General features: G+C 42.9%; 12 protein-coding genes. 10 read left to right on the forward strand and 2 right to left on the reverse strand.

Going from position 1 to position 14,560, the window contains the following annotated elements:
- Nucleotides 1-5: 5 nt before the first annotated feature.
- From gltB to BM398_RS10400, 4 genes are all read left to right on the forward strand, one after another.
- Complete coding sequence (gltB, locus tag BM398_RS10385; RefSeq protein ID WP_092337602.1) at nucleotides 6-4,556, forward strand: glutamate synthase large subunit; 4,551 nt, start codon at nucleotides 6-8, stop codon at nucleotides 4,554-4,556.
- A 65-nt stretch (nucleotides 4,557-4,621) separates the two neighbouring features.
- Complete coding sequence (locus BM398_RS10390) at nucleotides 4,622-6,112, forward strand: glutamate synthase subunit beta (protein ID WP_092337603.1); 1,491 nt, start codon at nucleotides 4,622-4,624, stop codon at nucleotides 6,110-6,112.
- Between the two features lie 217 nt (nucleotides 6,113-6,329).
- The gene (locus BM398_RS10395) at nucleotides 6,330-6,839 is read left to right on the forward strand and encodes a hypothetical protein (protein WP_092337604.1); all 510 of its coding nucleotides are present in this window, start codon (nucleotides 6,330-6,332) and stop codon (nucleotides 6,837-6,839) included.
- A gap of 5 nt (nucleotides 6,840-6,844) precedes the next feature.
- A complete protein-coding gene (locus BM398_RS10400; RefSeq protein ID WP_139233811.1) occupies nucleotides 6,845-7,918 on the forward strand; it encodes a hypothetical protein in 1,074 nt (357 codons plus the stop codon).
- Between the two features lie 244 nt (nucleotides 7,919-8,162).
- Here the strand turns inward: BM398_RS10400 and BM398_RS10405 are convergent, their stop codons facing one another.
- On the reverse strand, nucleotides 8,163-8,768 hold the full coding sequence (locus tag BM398_RS10405) for a hypothetical protein (protein ID WP_092337606.1): 606 nt from the start codon (nucleotides 8,766-8,768) through the stop codon (nucleotides 8,163-8,165).
- Between the two features lie 155 nt (nucleotides 8,769-8,923).
- Complete coding sequence (locus BM398_RS10410; protein ID WP_092337607.1) at nucleotides 8,924-9,559, reverse strand: hypothetical protein; 636 nt, start codon at nucleotides 9,557-9,559, stop codon at nucleotides 8,924-8,926.
- A gap of 183 nt (nucleotides 9,560-9,742) precedes the next feature.
- Between BM398_RS10410 and BM398_RS10415 the strand changes: the two genes are divergently transcribed.
- The 6 genes from BM398_RS10415 to BM398_RS10440 all read left to right on the forward strand — a co-directional run bounded on the left by BM398_RS10415 (nucleotide 9,743) and on the right by BM398_RS10440 (nucleotide 14,499).
- Nucleotides 9,743-10,909, forward strand: a complete 1,167-nt coding sequence (locus tag BM398_RS10415; RefSeq protein ID WP_092337608.1) for an SLC13 family permease — start codon at nucleotides 9,743-9,745, stop codon at nucleotides 10,907-10,909.
- Nucleotides 10,910-10,948: 39 nt separating this feature from the next.
- Nucleotides 10,949-11,509, forward strand: a complete 561-nt coding sequence (locus tag BM398_RS10420) for a GNAT family N-acetyltransferase (protein WP_092337609.1) — start codon at nucleotides 10,949-10,951, stop codon at nucleotides 11,507-11,509.
- 72 nt (nucleotides 11,510-11,581) lie between these two features.
- Entirely contained in the window at nucleotides 11,582-12,433 is an 852-nt protein-coding gene (locus BM398_RS10425; protein ID WP_092337610.1) for a damage-control phosphatase ARMT1 family protein, read from the forward strand.
- A gap of 72 nt (nucleotides 12,434-12,505) precedes the next feature.
- On the forward strand, nucleotides 12,506-13,195 hold the full coding sequence (locus tag BM398_RS10430) for an aspartate/glutamate racemase family protein (RefSeq protein ID WP_092337611.1): 690 nt from the start codon (nucleotides 12,506-12,508) through the stop codon (nucleotides 13,193-13,195).
- A 98-nt stretch (nucleotides 13,196-13,293) separates the two neighbouring features.
- Complete coding sequence (locus BM398_RS10435) at nucleotides 13,294-13,710, forward strand: GNAT family N-acetyltransferase (protein WP_092337612.1); 417 nt, start codon at nucleotides 13,294-13,296, stop codon at nucleotides 13,708-13,710.
- Between the two features lie 51 nt (nucleotides 13,711-13,761).
- On the forward strand, nucleotides 13,762-14,499 hold the full coding sequence (locus BM398_RS10440) for an AlkZ-related protein (protein WP_092337613.1): 738 nt from the start codon (nucleotides 13,762-13,764) through the stop codon (nucleotides 14,497-14,499).
- Nucleotides 14,500-14,560: the final 61 nt, after the last annotated feature.

Consider the following 14,560-nt stretch of genomic DNA (forward strand, 5'->3'; position numbering starts at 1 on the left):
TAAAAATGGAAACTTGGATGAATGAACATGATGCCTGCGGTATAGGTGCAGTCATCAATATAGACGGAAGTGCAGACAACAAAGTTCTTGACGATGCGCTCAAGGTAGTAGAAAAACTTGAGCACAGAGCAGGAAAAGATGCAACAGGAAAAGTCGGTGACGGTGTAGGAATACTTGTACAGATTTCTCACAGATTCTTTTCTCTTGAAGCAAGAAAAATCGGTATTTCTCTTAAAGAAGCAGGCGATTACGGAATAGGGATGTTCTTTTTTCCTCAGGACCCTATGAAGCGTATGTTTGCAAAGCGCATGCTTGAAGTCATTGCAGAAAAAGAAAACCTTAAGGTACTCGGTTGGAGAGATGTTGAGACTCATCCCGAAATTCTGGGAGAGGTTGCAAGAAACTGTATGCCTCATATTTCTCAGTGCTTTATTGAGAGACCTTCGGATGCGGCAAGAGGAATTGAATTTGACAGACGTCTTTACTGCCTTAGAAGAGAGTATGAGAAATCTTCTGAAGATACTTACATCTGTTCATTTTCATCCAGAACCATTGTTTATAAGGGAATGTTCCTTGTAGGACAGCTTCGTAAGTTCTACGAGGACCTCCTTTCTCCTGATTACAGAACAGCGATTGCGCTTGTGCACAGCCGCTTTTCAACTAACACAACTCCTTCGTGGCAGCGAGCTCATCCGTACAGGATGATCGCCCACAACGGAGAGATCAATACTATTCGCGGAAACAGCGACAGAATGCTTGCAAGAGAAGAGACTATGTCTTCGGACGTTTTCGGTGACGATCTTTCAAAGGTTTATCCCGTTATCTCATCTTCGGGATCTGATTCCGCAATGCTCGACAATACACTTGAGTTCCTTTACATGAACGGAATGGATCTTCCGCTTGCTATGATGCTCGCAATTCCCGAGCCTTGGAAGAACAACGACTTCATGGATAAGGACAGAAAAGACTTTTATCACTACTATGCGACAATGATGGAGCCATGGGACGGCCCTGCGGCGGTTCTTTTCACAGACGGCGAAGTATTTGGCGCAACACTTGACAGAAACGGTCTCAGACCTTCCAGATACTATGTTACAAAGGATGGAAGACTCATCCTTTCATCGGAGGTCGGAGTCCTTGATATTCCTGAAGAGAATATCGTAAAGAAATCACGTCTTTCACCGGGACACATGCTCCTTGTAGATACAAGAGAGGGACGTATAATCTCGGATGAAGAGTGTAAGAATAAGTACTCACAGGCTAAGCCTTACGGTGAGTGGCTTGACAGATATCTTTTACACCTTAATAAGCTCAGCATCCCCAACAAGAAGATCCCTACACATTCGCAGGAGATGAGGGATAAGCTCTACAAGGTGTTCGGATATTCATATGAAGATGTTAAACAGCAGATTCTTCCAATGGCGATGAACGGCATAGAACCTACAGTTTCCATGGGTACAGATGTACCTCTTGCTATGCTTTCAACTCATCACCAGCCGCTTTTTTGCTATTTCAAGCAGCTCTTTGCGCAGGTTACAAACCCGCCGATCGACTCTCTTCGTGAGAAAGTCGTTACAGATACAACCGTTTATATCGGTTCCGACGGAAATCTGTTAAAAGAAAAGAGCGACAACTGCAGAGTTTTGGAAGTTAATAATCCGATACTTACAGGCGTTGACCTGATGAAGATAGAAGCTCTCGATCAGCAGGGCTTTTCGGTGAGAAAAATCTCACTTTTGTATTACAAGAATACTCCCGTCGAGAGAGCTTTGGAGCAGCTTAACATATCTGTAGACAGAGCCGTTGCAGACGGAGTTAACATCATTATCCTTTCAGACAGAGGAGTTGACGAGAACCACATGCCGATTCCTTCATTGCTTGCAGTTTCATCTGTTGAGCAGCATCTTGTAAGGACAAAGAGACGCACAGCCGTATCACTCATCCTTGAAAGCGGCGAGCCAAGAGATGTTCACCAGATCGCTACACTTCTTGGTTTTGGTGCAAGAGCGATTCATCCTTATCTTGCTCAGGAGTGTATTGCAGAGCTCATAGATATAGGAATTTTGGACAAAGATTATCATACCGCTATTGCGGACTACAACAAGGCACTTCTGGGCGGCGTAGTAAAGATCGCTGCAAAGATGGGTATCTCTACTTTGCAGTCCTATCAGTCTGCGAGAATTTTCGAGGCTATTGGTCTGTCAAAAGAGCTTGTTGATAAATACTTTACAGGAACAACCAGCAGAGTTGGCGGAATCGGCATAGAGGAGATTGGTGAGGATATTGAGCTTCGTCACGATAAGGCATTCGATCCTCTCGGACTTTCAACCGATTCAACACTTGATTCTATCGGCTTCCATGCGCTCAGAAGCGGTGATGACAAGGAAGACCATATGTATAACCCTAAGACTATCGTTACTTTGCAGAGAGCGGTAAGAGAGGGGGACTATGAGAGATTCAAGGAATACACACAGATGGTTGATGACGAGGACAGACCTCATACATTGAGAGCTCTTTTGTCCTTCGTACCTGCTAAAAAGCCTGTTCCGATCGAAGAGGTTGAGAGCGAAGAAGAGATTGTTAAGCGCTTCCAGACAGGTGCTATGTCATACGGTTCTCTTTCAAAAGAGGCACACGAGACACTTGCCATAGCTATGAACAGACTCGGCGGAAAGTCTAATACCGGTGAGGGCGGTGAAGACGTTGCACGTTTCGGAACTGAGAGAAACAGTGCCGTTAAGCAGGTTGCATCGGGAAGATTCGGCGTTACAAGCAGATATCTTCAGAGTGCACAGGAAATTCAGATCAAGATGGCGCAGGGAGCAAAGCCCGGAGAGGGCGGACACCTTCCCGGAAAGAAGGTATACCCTTGGGTTGCAAGCACACGTTTCTCAACACCAGGTGTTGCACTCATTTCACCTCCGCCGCACCATGACATCTATTCAATAGAAGATCTTGCGCAGCTTATTTATGACCTTAAGAATGCAAACGACAGAGCAAGAATCTCTGTTAAGCTTGTTTCTGAAGCAGGCGTTGGAACAATAGCTTCAGGTGTTGCAAAAGCAGGAGCACAGGTAATTCTTGTATCCGGATATGACGGAGGAACAGGTGCCGCACCTTCATCTTCGGTTCACCATGCGGGACTTCCGTGGGAGCTGGGAGTAAGTGAAGCACACCAGTCACTTGTAGATAACGGACTTAGAAGCAGAGTAGTTCTTGAGGCAGACGGTAAGCTCATGACAGGTAGAGATGTTGCCATCGCAGCACTTCTCGGCGCAGAGGAGTTTGGTTTTGCAACAGCTCCCCTTGTATGTATGGGCTGCATGATGATGCGTGTATGTTCAAAAGATACATGTCCTGTCGGAATCGCAACTCAGAACGAAGAGCTCAGAAAGAGATTTACAGGTAAGCCTGAGTATGTCATGAATTTCATGCTCTTTGTCGCAAGACAGCTTCGTGAGATCATGAGTGAACTCGGATTCAGAAAGCTTACCGATATGGTAGGAAGAACAGATTGCCTTAAGATGAGAAGTGTTCGTGGGGCCAGATGCAAGGACGCTGCAGATCTTAGCAGAATTCTTGACAGCAAGTATGCCGGAATTGAAAAGAATCACTTCGATCCTAAGGATGTATATGATTTCGGACTTGTTAATACTTTGGATTCAAAGGTTCTTATTCCTGAGTATGAAAAAGGAAAGAATGCACTTAAGGCTTATGCTGTAAAGGCAAATGAAGATGAGGAAAGAAGAGCATCCGAATCTGAGAGAGTAAAGATGAAAGTCGATATCTCAAGTACCGACAGAAGCTTTGGTACACTTCTTGGAAGCAGGGTTACCGATGACTTTAAGAATACTCTTCCCGAGGATTCAGTATTTGTCGAAGCATACGGCGGTGGCGGACAGTCATTCGGTGCATTCCTTCCTAAGGGCGTTACTTTGAAGCTTTACGGTGATGCCAACGACGGATTTGGTAAGGGACTTTCAGGTGGAAAGGTTATCGTAAGACCTTCCGAGAAAGCTACATATAAGGCACATGAGAATATCATTATAGGTAACGTTGCTCTCTACGGTGCAACAGCAGGAAAGGCCTATGTATGCGGTGTTGCAGGCGAGAGATTCTGTGTAAGAAACTCAGGAGCAATCGCGGTTTCCGAGGGCTGCGGCGATCACGGTCTTGAATACATGACAGGTGGAAAAGCAGTTATCCTTGGAATGACAGGTAAGAACTTTGCTGCCGGCATGAGCGGCGGAATCGCATACGTTCTTGATAAGGAGCATACTCTTTATCTTAGAATGAACAAAGATATGGCATCTCTTTATGAAGTGACCGAGAAATACGATATTGCAGAGCTTAAGCTTATCCTTGAAGATTATGTAAAAGAGACGGGCTCTGAATATGGAAAAGAAATCCTTAAAAACTTTAAGAGCTATATTCCCGACTTTAAGAAGATAGTTCCGAACGATTATCAGAAGATGCTTACGGCTATAAGCAAATTTGAGGAACAGGGAATCGACCACGAGCACGCTGTATTAGAGGCGTTTAAAGAGTTGGCGTAAGAGCCGCGAGGAGATTTTTTAACTTATAGGTTATTTCACTTCATATGTAAAATAGGAGATGTAAAATGGGAAAAGAAACAGGCTTTCTTGAATATACAAGAACAAATAATAAAGATATCCTGCCTGAAGACAGAATTCTTAACTTCGAGGAGTTTCATGCTCCTCTGGATGTTAAGGAGAGAAGAGAGCAGGCAGCAAGATGCATGAACTGCGGAGTTCCTTTCTGTCAGTCGGCAATGAATCTGGGCGGAATGGTAACGGGATGTCCTCTCCACAACCTCATCCCGGAGTGGAATGATGAGATTTACAGAGGACACGACGGACATGCTTTTGCAAGACTTCATAAGACAAGTAACTTCCCTGAGTTTACGGGAAGAGTTTGCCCCGCACTTTGCGAGAAGGCATGTATGTGCGGCCAGAACGGTGATGCCGTAACGGTTCACGACAATGAGCTGTACTTAATAGAAACAGCTTTTGAAAAGGGCTATATCAAGCCCGTTGTTCCTGAAATAAGGAGCGGCAAAAAAGTAGCTGTAATCGGAAGCGGCCCTTCGGGACTTGCCGTTGCCGATGAGCTCAACCACAGAGGTCACAGCGTTGAGGTCTTTGAGAGAGACGATGAGATCGGTGGACTTCTCATGTATGGAATTCCCAACATGAAGCTTGATAAGAGCGTTATAAAAAGACGTAGAAAGCTCATGGAGGAAGAGGGCGTTGTATTCCATACAAATTCCGACGTCGGAAAAAATGTGAGTGCTGCAAGCCTTAATGAGAAATTTGATGCGGTGGTTCTTTGCTGCGGTTCCAAGAAACCAAGACCTCTTAACGTAGCAGACCCCGAGAAGATCAAAGGCGTTTACAATGCCGTTGATTTCCTTACACAGACAACAAAGGCACTTATGCAGTGTTCTGATAAGAGTGCACAGACTCTTTCAAAGCACGGCGGATTTATAGATGCAAAGGGCAAGAATGTTGTTATCGTAGGTGGTGGCGATACAGGTAACGACTGTATCGGAACGGTTATAAGACACGGAGCAAAGAGTGTTACCGCTCTTGAGATGATGCCTAAGCCTCCTGTTAACAGAGCTGCTTCCAATCCATGGCCCGAATGGCCCAAGGTTCTTAAGACTGATTACGGTCACGAGGAAGCAATCCATGTTTTCGGTGAGGATCCGAGAGTCTATGAGACAACGGTAAAGAATGTTACAACCGACAGCAAGGGAAATATCAAGAAGATAGAAACTGTTAAGGTTACTTTCAAGGACGGTAAGTTAACAGAAGTTCCGGGATCCGAGAAGACCCTTAAGTGTGATATCCTTCTTATAGCTGCAGGATTCATCGGTTGTGAAGACTATTCGGCAGATGAATTCGGACTTAAGAAGAGTCAGCGCGGAACAGTTGTTACAGAGGCTGACAGCTATCATGTACCGAATACAAAGCTCTTTTGCGCAGGTGATATGCACCGTGGACAGTCGCTCGTTGTTTGGGCGGTCTATGAAGGACGAAGCTGTGCTAAAGAAGTGGACGAATATTTGATGGGTTATACAAATTTATAAAGAAAGAATATTAGGGAAAACTCCTTTATTCATCAACTCTCTGACAGGGTTTATGGGTAGAGGAGTTTTCATTATGTAAACTCATTTATAACAAATAATTACAACAAATTTAACTTTTGTGTTGCAAAAGTAGGGCAGGTGCTCTATAATAATAACTACCAAGGCTGAATACTTGTAAGAAAATGTTAAGCTAGTTTTTATAAAAGAGGAGTTAATTATGAGAAAAAGCCTAATAGTTATGGTAATGTGTCTGGTCGTTGCATCAGGGTGTATGGGATGCGGATCAGAAAAAGAGTTAAGCGTTAACGATGTTGAAATTAATCCTATAGTTGAAGATAAACCTGTAGTAGTAGATGAAAACGGTAAGGCTATTAAGAGCGATAAGATTGCTGACGATCTTGAAACAGTTTTTGAGAAATTTGAGGGCTCATGGATATTTGATTCAAGACGGGGGGCAGCGGTCATGATCGAAAGAGCAAATGACACAGATTATGTTTTACCCGGAGCATCATGGGTGGTAGCTATTTCAGGTGGCGACATAATGACAGACAAAGATGTTGTTGAGTATACCCAAAGTACTATTTCTTTTTGCAAAAAGAATTCTGATGGGGATTACTATTATAAATTGTCTTTTGGGGATGACGTTAAGAGCATCGAGATGGCGTGTGGTGACACACAGAACGCAGCAGATTCGGTACTTATCTGCAACGAGAAAAGTGAGGGATGACTTCTATGAAATTTAGTAATACGGAAGCCATAGCCGGTAATTTATTTTTTTTACTAATGATACCTGCCGTACTTTTTGTAGGTTGCTCATTAGATGGTAATATGCCCGGGGGGACAGATGAGGCTATAGATAACAAAATTGTTGATGTAAGCAGTGCAGGCGATTATTCAAAGGAGGGGAATGATAGTAGCACATATGATAATGCTTTAAGCGCGGTAGATTTCGAAAGCTTCCTGGGAGTCGAGGGGATGACTCCTGCGGATTATAATGCTGAAGAGTTTTGGAGCGCTAATGATGTCGCAAAGCTTATTGAGGAGTATGAAAGTATTGAGATAGTGAGCTCCAGCTATGAGGATGGAGCTTCACAACCTCTTTACACCAACAATTATTGGTATTCAAAGGAGTACAGTGCGAACAAAAATGAGCCGGGAGATTCCTTTATTGTCAAAGATAATGTCAGGGCGGTAAGTCGTCCGAGCTATATGAACTCAGATAATAAGGAAGAGACCGGAATAATGATCGAGCTTTATTCTTCGCCGGATTGCAGAATGGCGAACGTTGCAGAAAATGTTTATGCGAAGAATGATGAAATGCCGATCGAGCGTTGCCTTAAGGGAAATGGAGAAGTGTATTTTGAGATAGAGAGAATAATAGATTATTCAAATGAGGAGGCGCTCGATAATAAGGAACTTAAGGAGAAGACTACAAAATGGGGAATGGTCTTTGACGAGGAGACTAAGGTATTAAAAAGAGCAGCGATCACTTCCGCAAATGTTTTGGGAGGAGTTATTGATACTCGTTTTTATGAAGTGAAACTTGGAACCGGTATGCCGGAAATGTATACAGCTTTGAAGAATGTTCTTGATGAAGATCTCGCAGCTTCGGATGAGGATTCCAGAAATATACATTTTGTATACGGAAATCCTGTAAAGAAGGAATGCGATTATAAGGTCAAGAAGGGGACTAATGTAATTTTTGAGACATCGAAGGATAATCTGTTTCTTGATGAGAACGGAACTGTTCCTTACGATCCGTCAGATCTTACAAGCGACATAACGGTTTATAGAATAAAAAAATAATGACATAATTACATAGAATAGCACTGTAATCGTGAGGACAGATATGTACATTTTGTACGTTAAATCCTAAAGTGTATATAACTGTCTTTGCGAATACAGCGAAGACAAAGATTTATCTTACTTACCCTAATTTAAAACAAATTTATTTAATAGGAAATTTCTCCGGATTTCCTATTGAATAAAGATTAAACCCTACAAGCTGATCACTTGTAGGGTTTTAATTGTGCATTTTTTTAATTTAGGGTTATGAGCAAATTGCTATATTTGTTGCAACGCCGTTCTCAACCGTGATCTCTAAGTAAAGTTCTGAATCTGCAAGATCGGCGAGTTGCTTCTTGAAATCATCGGCCGTCTGTACTTCCGGTCCGTCTACACCGCCTTGGAGCTCGTAGTTTGTATTTTCATCGACAGCGAAAGAAAATATACCGTCTTCTGAAACAGAAATAACATCCTGTGATGCATTTTGACGGTAACCGTAGCTACCTGCGATACAGAATGCATCATCTGAAAGTTCTGATGCGTAAACTATTTTCTGCTGAGCGCCTGTCTCATCGGGAACACCGGCCTCATCCTTCTTTGATGCTATGAGATATGAGGAATAAATTCCGTCGGTAATTGTCTCAACTGCATCCTTCTTAAGCTTTCCTTCGGCTTTTGGAGAAGATTCCTTGGAAGTGTCCGCAGCTTCTTCCTCTACATCAAGGTCTTCAACATCCTCGTCATCAGAATTTGATCCATCTATAAGTCCTGTAACTTCCTCGCTAACCTGATCGAAAACGTCTGACGAACAGCCCATTGAAAATGCTCCAATGCACATGCAAAAGAGCATAATCAGTACTTTTCTCTTCATAACTTATTTCTCCTCAAATATTAAATCTTTCTTAATTTTATCACTAGTTTTTTAAAAATCAACAGATGAAGGGGAGGACATTTTTAAGGAAAAATATGTAAAAAAAATCCTTATGGACAACTAAATGTCCATAAGGATTCTGAAAATCGATATTATCATGAACTGATTGAAACTTCTTTAGCAACGCCGCCTTCTACGGTTACCATAAGTATGAGCTCTGAATCGGCACAGCTTGAAAGGACCTGCTTGAAACTTTCCAAAGGAACCTCTTCGGGACCGTCAACTCCGCCGAGCATAGTGAACTTTGTGTTAGCATCAACCTTGAATGAGAATGAATCATCATCTGAGTTTGATTCCATCTCTCCGCCGTCAACACTGCTGTAACCGTATACACCTTTAATAAGTAACTCACTGTTTGTAAGTGCTGTATCATAAGCTATACATGAAACATTTCCGTCTTCGTTAGGATTTCCGGCACGGTTCTTACCCGATGCTTGAAGAGTAGCGGTATAGAAACCGTCCTCAGTTACGGGAGTGGCACTTCCGTTCTTTACAAGTTCGCTGTTCTTGAAAGGATCTTCTCCGTTGCTTTCCTGTGCAACAGATACAGACTCGCCATCCTCTGTCTGAATATCAGTTGGTGCTTTTACCTCAGAATCATCAACTGTTTCTATCTCAAGATCGTTAACATCTTCCAAATTCTGGAGCTCTTTAAGATCGTCAAGCGAACAACCCATTGCCATAACTCCAATGCACATGCTAAGTAGCACGCCAATTATTCTTTTCTTCATAAAAAAACTCTCTCCTCAAAACATTAATTCTTTCTTAATTTTACCACAACATTTTATTTTATCAAGCATTTATCGTTGAAAAATAATAAATAATACACGACCTGTTAAATCGGGTTTTATCTTGCATATAAGAGGACACTGACCTATAATGTACTTTAAATTTTTTGTTTTTGGAGATCTGAGATGTTTAGTAAGGTTTGTAAGTTCATAAAAAAAGAAGCGGTACTCACAATTTCTTTTGTACTGGCGGTTGTTTCAAGTTGTTTTATCCGTCCCGATGCGGAATATATAGGGTATATAGATTTTAGGACGCTGAGTATTCTTCTTATGCTAATGCTTACGATGGCAGGGCTCCAGAAGCTCGGAGTTTTTAAGCAGGCGGGAGAGTATCTTGTCTGCAAGGCGAAGGATACAAGAGAGATGATAGCGATTCTTGTCGCACTTTCTTTTTTCTCCGCAATGGTAATTACAAATGATGTGGCACTTATAACTTTCGTGCCGTTTACGATAATATCCCTTGAAATCGCGGGACGTACCGATATGCTAATTATTACGGTAGTTCTTGAGACGATTGCGGCTAACCTTGGAAGCATGCTTTTGCCAATAGGAAATCCGCAGAATCTCTACCTTTATTCGAAGGCGGGAATGTCTCTTAACGAGTTTTTGGGATGTATGCTTCCTTACTCGGTGTTCGCGTTTGCGCTCCTTGCAGCGGTAATCTATTTTAAGGCTGACAGGTCGGGTATAGAGAAGAGCGGAAAAAACAGTTATATGAGAACCGGTAAGGAAAAGAGGCTGATCGCACTGTACGCGCTTACTTTTGTATTTGCGATCCTTGTTGTTGTAAGAGTTGTTCCTTATGAAATAGCACTTGCCTTAGTACTTGCACTTGTACTTATATTTGATGCAAAGACGCTTTCAAAGCCTGATTATTCCTTACTCTTTACGTTTGTTTTTCTTTTTGTCTTTATCGGAAATATGAAGAGGATTCCGGCTTTTTCAAATGCTCTTTTATCCGCCGTTAACGGGAATGAAGTAGTGCTTTCCGTTGCGCTTAGTCAGGTTATAAGTAATGTGCCTGCGGCGATTCTTTTATCCGGATTTACGGGAAGCTATGACAAGCTGATAGTAGGAACGAATTTCGGCGGACTTGGAACACTTATTGCGTCAATGGCGAGCCTTATCTCTTTTAAGCTCTATTGCAATACCAAAGATGCAAACAAGAATAAGTACATTCTTGTGTTTACGGGATATAATCTGCTGTTTCTGGCGGCTCTTTCTTTTGCCAGAATGGGACTTTCTTCCGGAGCCGGCAGGACGGTAATGAACAGCCTTTCGTTTATAAAATAAAGTGCGTAAATAAAATTCATATAGAAAAGAGGTATAAATATGTACATGGAACCTGAGAAAATTACTTGCAAGAACGGTAAAGAATACAAGATGACATCAATAGGACCTGACAATGCAGTGGAATACTTGGATTTAATGTATCAGGTTTCAAGTGATACACATTATATGACCAGGTACGGCGATGAAGTTAAGCGTGATGAAGCGGGAGTGGAGGCTGAGAAAGCCAGACTTAAAAATCTTGCGGATGATAATCGCCAGGCTATGATCTCTGTTTTTGACGGGGAGAAGATAATAGGAAATGTTGCGGTTTACAGTAGCGGAGCGATTCACAGGAAAGTGGCTCACCGCTGCAGCATGGGAATCGCTATCAGAAAAGAGTACCGCGGAATGGGACTTGGAAATATACTTGTGAACCGTGCAATCGACTTTGCCAAGGAATCGGGCTATGAGCTCATGGAGCTCGGAGTGCTTTCTGACAATGAACCGGCGCGCTCTTTATATAAGAAGATGGGCTTTACAGAATGGGGATGCCTTCCCGATGCGTTCAGGCTTGATTGCGGCAAGAGTGTTGACGAGATAACTATGTATAAGAAGCTCTAAGAGGTGGCTATTCGGTGGTCCCTTGGGGACGGGGTTAGTGGACCATTTTTACAGGCATGGAAGGGGATTTGAATGCGAGTAAGTGAAAGTTGTGCGGAATGTCTTTTTAACCAGCAGAAGAACCTTACGGATGATAAGGATTATCTTGCTGAGATAAAGGCGATAATAGACGGAAGAGATGAAGATGATACGGCGCCGTATCTTGTATATAGAATTAACAGTGTTTATGAGGGGCGCTTTGGTAAAAAGGCTTCCTATAAGGATGTGAAGAGAAAGTACAACGACCTTGTGATGTCCATGGAAGATGATCTTAGAAAGAAGATAGAGAGCTCGGAAGATCCGCTTTTTAAGGCGCTTGTTTTTGCGAGAATCGGAAATTACATAGACTTTGGTGCGATGAACAATGTTGATGAGAATACATTCCTTGTTTTGTTCGATGATCCGAAGATGAGAAGCGAGGATGAGGCTGATATCAAGTCACTTTTTGCACAGTGTGAGACTGCAAAGAAGTTCCTTTTGGTTGCTGATAATTGCGGAGAGATCGTGCTGGATAAGCTGTTTCTTGAGCAGCTTGTAAAAAAGTATCCGCAGCTTGAAGTGTCAGTTATGGTAAGAGGCGCTGATGTGCTTAACGACGTAACACTCGAAGATGCCGAATATGTCGGACTCAGCAAAAAATACAGGATTATTTCAAACGGCAATTCTGCGGCCGGAACAATCTATCATATGTTGTCTGATGAGGCCAGAAAGGCTATAGACAGCGCGGAGATTATTCTTGCAAAAGGACTTGGAAATTATGAATCAATGTGCAAACAGGGAAGACATATCTTTTTCTCATTCCTGTGCAAATGCGAGCTTTTCACAAGCAGATTCAATGTGCCGAGACTGACAGGAGTGTTTGTTGAGGAGAGAGTAGCGGATTAAGATTTAAACGGCACCCGGTGTTAGCATCGGTGTGCCGATTATTATAAAAAGGTTATGGAGGAGGAAGAAATTATGAAGACTATCGGACTTATCGGAGGAATGAGCTGGGAGAGCACGATTACTTATTATGAGATTCTTAATAAGGAAACGGTGGCGAAACTTGGCGGATTTCACAGTTCCAAGATCATGATGTACAACGTTGATTTTGCCGAGCTTGAAGAAAACATGAGCACCGGCAACTGGGACGGCAACGCACAGATTCTTACCGATGCGGCAGTGAGGCTTGAGAAGGCGGGCGCTGATTTTATCGTGATTGCTACCAATACAATGCACAAGCTTGTTCCGCAGATTGAGGAAAAGATAAATGTCCCGATTCTTCATATTTCCGATGCCACCGCCGATGCGATAAAGCGCGACGGTCACAAGAAGATTGCGCTTCTTGGAACTAAGTTTACAATGACACAGGATTTTATTAAGGACAGACTTGTTAAAGCGGGACTTGAGATAATTATTCCCGATGAAGAAGATATCGAGCTTGTAAACAACGTTATCTTCGATGAACTTTGTCTTGGAAAGGTACTTGATTCCTCTCGCAAGGAGTATCAGAGGATTATTTCATATATGAAGGATCGCGGCGCAGAGGGCGTTATCCTTGGCTGCACCGAGATCGGTATGCTGATCAAAGAGGAGGACAGTGTTCTTCCGACATATGATACGACAATCATTCATGCAACCGAGGCTGCAAGGCTCGCGCTTGCGTAAAGTGGTCTCTTGGGGACGGGGTTAGTGGTCCATTTTGATTAAAATAGATCATGGCTCCGTCTTTTTTTGACCTATTATATGGAATAGAAGGGATAAAGATGAAGATAAGAATTACAAATGATGGAAACGAACAGGATATTGCGGATGTCTTTGAGATGCTTAAGGCGTATAATTTAAGTAAGCTTGAAACGTCGGATGTGGTTCCGGTCGGCGTTTACTATGAGGATGCGAGCGGTAGGAAACTTGCGGGGCTTACAGGCGAGACTTTTGGCAACTGGCTATGTATCAAGTACCTGGTTGTGGATGAGAGCTTAAGAGGGCAAGGCATCGGGAGTAAGCTGCTTAAGGCTGCTGAGGAAGAGGCTAAGAAGCGCGGATGCAAGTATTCTTTCGTTGATACATTTTCTTTTCAGGCGCCTGCGTTTTATGTGAAGCATGGATATAAGGAAGTCTTTGCGTTAAAGGAGTACCCGATAACGGGAGCGAGATATTACTATACTAAGGAAGTGTGGTAGACGAGGCGCTGATTAGGTAGGTCTGCAGGAAATCGAAAAGGAGGACAATCTATGCCAAACGAAAACGGAACATGGATAATGTACGGTGTATCATGGAATGATCCTGAGTGTCTTCATAGCGTGGAAGAGGCGATTGATTATATAAATGAAGTAGGTTTTTTGCCACTTTTTAAGAATGATATTCCCGGCTTTTCGATTGAGGAGAGGACTGTGCCAAAGTACTGGTGGTGTGGCGATCCGGAGGTTGATCCGTGGGAATGGAGAGAGCTTATAGCGCGGAGCGGCAAGGTTGCCTATGGGAAGTTCTTTGATAAAAAGGCAGGATTTATCTCCAAGAAATGGCTTCCGTATTTTGTGAATGTCCGCAGGGACGGCTATGACTTTGATGCGCTCTGGGAAGATGGCAAGGCATCGGCGAAGCAGCGCAAGATTATGACTCTTTTTGCTGAAGAAAATGAAGATGCAGAATATTATTCCAATGAACTTAAGGCGCAAGCCGGCTTCGGAAAGAGCGGAGAAAAGAATTTCGACGGAACGATAACGGGGCTTCAGATGCAGACATATCTGTGCGTCCGCGATTTCAGACAGCGCAAGAATAAGCTTGGCGAAGAGTATGGCTGGCCAATCGCGATATACTGCACTCCTGAACATTTATGGGGCTATAAGCATGTGACTAAGGCGTACGGCGAAACGCCGCAGGAATCTGCGAACAGAATTATGAAATATATGAATGATGTTTATCCTGTTGCGACAGAAAAACAGATCAAGAAAATAGTTGGACTGAAATGAATATTTGTCAGATATACTGCGGAAATTTATGATTAAAAAAATTTCTGCAGTTTTTTTGTAA

Source organism: Butyrivibrio sp. M55, from assembly GCF_900116865.1.
Taxonomy (GTDB): Bacteria; Bacillota; Clostridia; order Lachnospirales; family Lachnospiraceae; genus Butyrivibrio.